At 58.9% G+C, this 4766-nt stretch carries 4 protein-coding genes; 3 read left to right on the forward strand and 1 reads right to left on the reverse strand.

The features are described 5' to 3' along the window. Nucleotides 1-60 precede the first annotated feature (60 nt). Nucleotides 61-1158, reverse strand: a complete 1098-nt coding sequence (locus tag ABX749_RS22450; protein ID WP_372897951.1) for a DNA glycosylase AlkZ-like family protein — start codon at nucleotides 1156-1158, stop codon at nucleotides 61-63. A gap of 166 nt (nucleotides 1159-1324) precedes the next feature. Here ABX749_RS22450 and ABX749_RS22455 point away from each other — a divergent pair, with 166 nt between their 5' ends. The 3 genes from ABX749_RS22455 (at nucleotide 1325) to ABX749_RS22465 (ending at nucleotide 4748) form a co-directional block, all read left to right on the forward strand. Further along, nucleotides 1325-2332 carry a DUF3500 domain-containing protein gene (locus tag ABX749_RS22455; protein ID WP_372897952.1) on the forward strand — a complete coding sequence of 336 codons (1008 nt, stop codon included), beginning with the start codon at nucleotides 1325-1327 and terminating at the stop codon, nucleotides 2330-2332. Between the two features lie 99 nt (nucleotides 2333-2431). Beyond that, complete coding sequence (locus ABX749_RS22460; protein WP_372897953.1) at nucleotides 2432-3142, forward strand: ZIP family metal transporter; 711 nt, start codon at nucleotides 2432-2434, stop codon at nucleotides 3140-3142. A 403-nt stretch (nucleotides 3143-3545) separates the two neighbouring features. Further along, a complete protein-coding gene (locus tag ABX749_RS22465; RefSeq protein ID WP_372897954.1) occupies nucleotides 3546-4748 on the forward strand; it encodes a PQQ-binding-like beta-propeller repeat protein in 1203 nt (400 codons plus the stop codon). Nucleotides 4749-4766 lie beyond the last annotated feature (18 nt).

Raw genomic sequence — 4766 nt, forward strand, 5'->3', positions numbered from 1 at the left:
ATCTTTTTGGTTTGCCGTCGAGGAGATGCTCACGCGGATTGATTGACGGTGGCGGTTGCGTCACAGCGCAAGTTCCCACGCACCGCTGTCCAATCCCAAGAACTTCGCCGTCGCCTCCACTTCTGCTTCCGCCTGCATTCGAAACGCTTTCTCACGCGGTCGTTTGCTCACGTACCCCAATTGCACATCCAAGCGGTCGTCGATCATGTTCGCGTTTGCCCAGCCGATCACTCGATCGCGCCACAGAACCGGCATTGCATAGTAGCCACGGATCCGTTTCGCCGCCGGTACATACGCCTCGAAACGATAGTCCCATCCCCACAGCTGCTGGAATCTCGCCCGATCCCGCACCAAGGGATCGAAAGGAGCCAGGATTCGAACCCGGTCCGGAACCTCATCATCCAACCAATGCTCTCGTCTCCACAGGTACGTGATGCCTGCAACCTGCACTTCTTTCAAGTGTCCGTCCTCCATCAACGACTCGACGGCCGCCATTCGCTCCTGCCGCGATGGCAGCAGATGGTTGTGACTGCGCAATTCAGACACGACCATTTGTTTTGTCGAGGCGCCGAAAACATGAACCGTTGTCATGACAAGTCGACGATAGCGTCCGCGCGGGTCTGAATCCTGTCCATCGGACTGCTCGGGTACCTGATAGACACGAATCCCTTTCTCTCGGCGAACGACTCGCAGGTAGCCGTGATGGTGAAGATGCTCCAGAATCCGCTTGGTCTGTTGGGACTTGCCGCCCCAGTAATTCTTCACCGCCTTGCGTCCGAACCGCTCGTCCAATCCACGTGGGTGAACTTCGCCCAATTCCGCCACCGCGTCGAGCACGTCGCGTTCCAGCTTTTTTAGTTTCCGATTCGGACGCCAACGGAGCTGCCGCCAGACTTCGGGTGTCATGAATCCATACGCGAAAAGATAGCCTTCCTCCGCATCCAGATCGGGAAACGTCGCTTCTAAATCACCCGCGACGTACCCATCCACGCGCTGCCGGAGCATCAAATCCTGAGCCCGCGCCGGCGACCGAATCGGGTCGGCCTGGACGAATTGCAGCCAACGGAGCGCATCGGCCAATCGCTGAAAATCGGGAAATGCACCGGCAACCACACGTCGCCTGAAATCGGTCAGTGCCAGTCGCTCAATCGTCGCCATTGCCCGCCCAGTTTACAACACAAAGAAGCACCTGCCGCCCGATCAACAAAATACCATCCGGCGGCCCCTGTTGAAATCTGTGTCTCAGTGATATTGCACGACCGCCTCTCGATTGGGTTAAACTTTTCCTCTCCATTACCGCCCACCGTCCCTTCCACATCCCATCATGAACACACGCATCACATCATTGCTCCTTCCGCTCCTGCTGGTGTCTGTCGCGTCGGCGCACCCGGGTCACGAATCGAACCCGGCCGACGAAATGGCCGCCGCGGCCAACGCGTTCATCCAGTGGCTCACGCCGGAACAAAAGGCCAAGGCCGTCCTGGAATTTAAAGCCGACGAAAGAGAGAACTGGCACTACGTCCCCTTTGACCGTCAGGGCATCAAACTGAGTGAACTGAGCCCCGCCCAAGATCACTACGCCTACGCGTTGCTGAACACCGGGCTCAGCCAAAAAGGATTCATGACCGCGACGACGATCATGAGTCTGGAACAGATCCTCCGTGAAAAAGAAAACCGTCCCGACGTACGCGACCCCGAAAAATACTACGTGACCATCTTTGGAAAACCCGGCAAGCAAGGTGCATGGGGTTGGCGATTCGAAGGTCACCACCTGTCGCTCAACTATACCATCGTGGACGGAAAGGTGGCGGTGACACCGGCTTTCTTTGGTACCAATCCCGCCGAAGTTCGCGAAGGCCCGCGAAGCGGCATCCGTCCTCTCGGAGCCATGGAAGACATCGCCCGCAAGCTGGTCCAATCGCTCGGCAACGCCGCCGTGTTCAGCGACAAGCCACCCAAAGAAATCTTGTCGGGTCAAGATCGCACGGCCAGCCCGCCGGAAGAGCAAGGCGTGAAAGGAAGCGACATGAATTCGCAACAGCGGGAACTGCTGTTGGGTGTCTTGTCTGAATTCGCCAGCAACGGTCGGCAGGAAATCAGCGGTGAAGCGATGCAAAAGATCCGCGATGCCGCCGACAACCTTCGATTCGCCTGGGCCGGTAGCACGAAACGGGGCGAGGCGCAGTACTTCCGCATCGTCATGCCGCAAGCGTTCCTGGTCGAATATGCCAACACGCAAAACGACGCCAACCACGCCCACGCGACCTGGCGTCTGTTCAACGGCGACTTCGGCCGCGATCTGCTCGGCGAACACATCAGCCAGGCGCATTGACATTGATGCTCGTCGCGGCAGTGCGTCCGATTTGTGACGCCACCAGAGATCGTTGAAGACGCCGACGCAATTGCGGGATTACAAGGAGTTCGCTTTCTGATGGAGCCCATCAGTCAAATGATCGTCTTTACCGCTGTTGCCGGCGGGGCGATCCCACTGGGCGGTGTGATTGCGTCATTTGAGAAGATTCGCCCCGGATGGCTCGAGGAGGAATTTCGTCACACCGTGATTGCGTTCGGCGGCGGCGCGCTGTTTTCGGCGGTTGCCTTGGTGCTGATTCCCCACGGCACCGAACAAATCGCGACCTGGGAAGCGGTGGTCGCATTCACCGCCGGTGGGTTGTGCTTTTGGGGCTTGCAGGTGTTACTCGATCGAAGTCAATCCTCGGCGTCTCAGCTGGTCGCCATGCTGTCGGACTTCATTCCCGAAGTGATGGCGTTAGGTGCATTGATCTCGGCCGGCAAGGGTGGCGCCATGCTGCTGGCGGGGATCATCACGCTGCAAAATCTACCTGAAGGCTTCAATGCCTATCGCGAGCTTCGCGGCAGCGGGATGGCAAGCCGCAAAATCTTGTTTTGGTTCACCATCGCAGCCTTGCTCGGTCCACTGTTGGGCCTTGTGGGATACCAGGTGTTGGCCGATCACGAGGTGGCTCTCGGTTGGATGCAAGTCTTCGCCGCAGCAGGCATTCTCTACTTGGTTTTCGAAGACATCGCGCCCCAAGCGACATTGAAAAACAGCAGCTTTCCACCGCTCGGTGCTGTGTTCGGGTTCCTGCTCGGGCTGTTCGGAAAACTCTTGGAGGGGTGACCGGCGAAGCTCTGTTCAACCCCGTTGGGGTTGGCGGCCTGTTGGCGACCGGATCTTGGGGTGCGCGGGCGCGACCCCAAGCTTTGATGTGGCACGCCGCTGGCGTGCGGGCCGCAGGAGCGGGTGCCGCTTAACTTGTTGCGTATGCCGCCAACTTCGCACGACCTTCGTGTGCGAAACGTTTCGCGGCATTGCAAACGAGAACGCGTGTACGCGGTTGCGTTGCGGTGTTAAATTGACGGCCCGCCATTGACGCCTGCCCCCGATTGGACCGACCACGACGATGCCCTTGCCCCACCCGTTGTTGCTTCGCCACAAATTAGCATCTGTTTCCCGCCACTGCGTCGCTACCGTTACAAGACGACGGAGGGTTCATGGTCTGGCGAGCGTCGCGACGTCCGTTTTGTCCCGCACGCTACTTGTGTTTGCCCTTCACATCGGCGTTTCGTACTCTGTCGCCGAAGATTGGTACCGCTGGCGGGGCCCCAATGGAGATGGAATCTCCACCGAAACGGAGTGGAACTGCGATTGGGAAAATGGGCAGCCGACCATCGCCTGGTCCCATTCGGTCGGCACCGGATTTTCGTCGGTCGTGGTCAAGGACGGACGCGTCTTCACGCTCGGTCACGTCGATGACCAAGACGTCGTCTATTGCCTGAACGTCGCCGACGGAGAGGTGATTTGGACGTTCGGCTATCCTGCGGAATTGGATGCCCGCGACTTCGAAGGCGGTCCGATTTCGACACCGACCGTCGATGGTGATCGGGTCTACGTGATGGGGCGTGCCGGTGAACTGTTTTGCCTGCAGACTTCCGATGGAACCAAAGTGTGGGGCAAAAATGTCGCCGAAGAGGCGGATGTGCGATTGCCCGGTTGGGGATGTTCGGCCGCTCCGCTGGTGATCGGCGACAAACTGTTGTTGAACCTCGGCGAATCCGGTGTCGCGGTCGACACGCACAGCGGCGAACTGTTGTGGAGTTCTGACGACCGGGAATGTGGATACGCGTCGCCCGTGTTGATCCCCGATTCCGATCCGACGGCGGCCGTGATCGCATCGGGACGTGCCTACATCGGTGTCGACATCCATTCAGGCAAACAACTTTGGGCCGAGCGTTGGTTGACCAGCTTCAATTGCAACGCCGCCGATCCGATCTTTCATGACGGCAAGATGTTTCTCTGCTCCGGATACAATCGCGGCGCGGCACTGTTCGATCTGAACGACGCGACGCCGAGTCTGATTTGGAAATCGAAGGAGATGAAGAATCAGATCCACAGTTCGATCCTGTATCAGGGGCACCTTTACGGCATCGACGGCGACATGGAAACCGGTGCACGGTTGCGTTGCATGGATTGGGCGACCGGTGAGATCCGCTGGTCGGTCGACGACTTGCGACCGGGTGGACTGGCGCTGGCCGGCGGTCGGTTGCTGTTACTGACCGAACCGGGAGAATTGATGATCGCACCGGCGACACCCGACGGCTGGGACCCCATCGCTGAAGGGAAAGTCCTTGACGGAAAATCCTGGACCGCCCCCGTCCTGTCCGATGGCCGCATCTTCTGTCGAAGCGTCCAAGGCCAACTCGTCTGCGTCGACTGCCGTGATTAGAATACCCGCATGACCGGC

It is taken from the genome of Stieleria sp., from assembly GCF_041595215.1.
Lineage (GTDB): Bacteria > Planctomycetota > Planctomycetia > Pirellulales > Pirellulaceae > Stieleria > Stieleria magnilauensis.

Coding starts and splice junctions, on each gene's coding strand:
- ABX749_RS22460 (WP_372897953.1), top strand. CDS start 2,432: ATGGAGCCCATCAGTCAAATGATCGTCTTTACCGCTGTTGCCGGCGGG.
- ABX749_RS22455 (WP_372897952.1), top strand. CDS start 1,325: ATGAACACACGCATCACATCATTGCTCCTTCCGCTCCTGCTGGTGTCT.
- ABX749_RS22450 (WP_372897951.1), bottom strand. CDS start 1,158: ATGGCGACGATTGAGCGACTGGCACTGACCGATTTCAGGCGACGTGTG.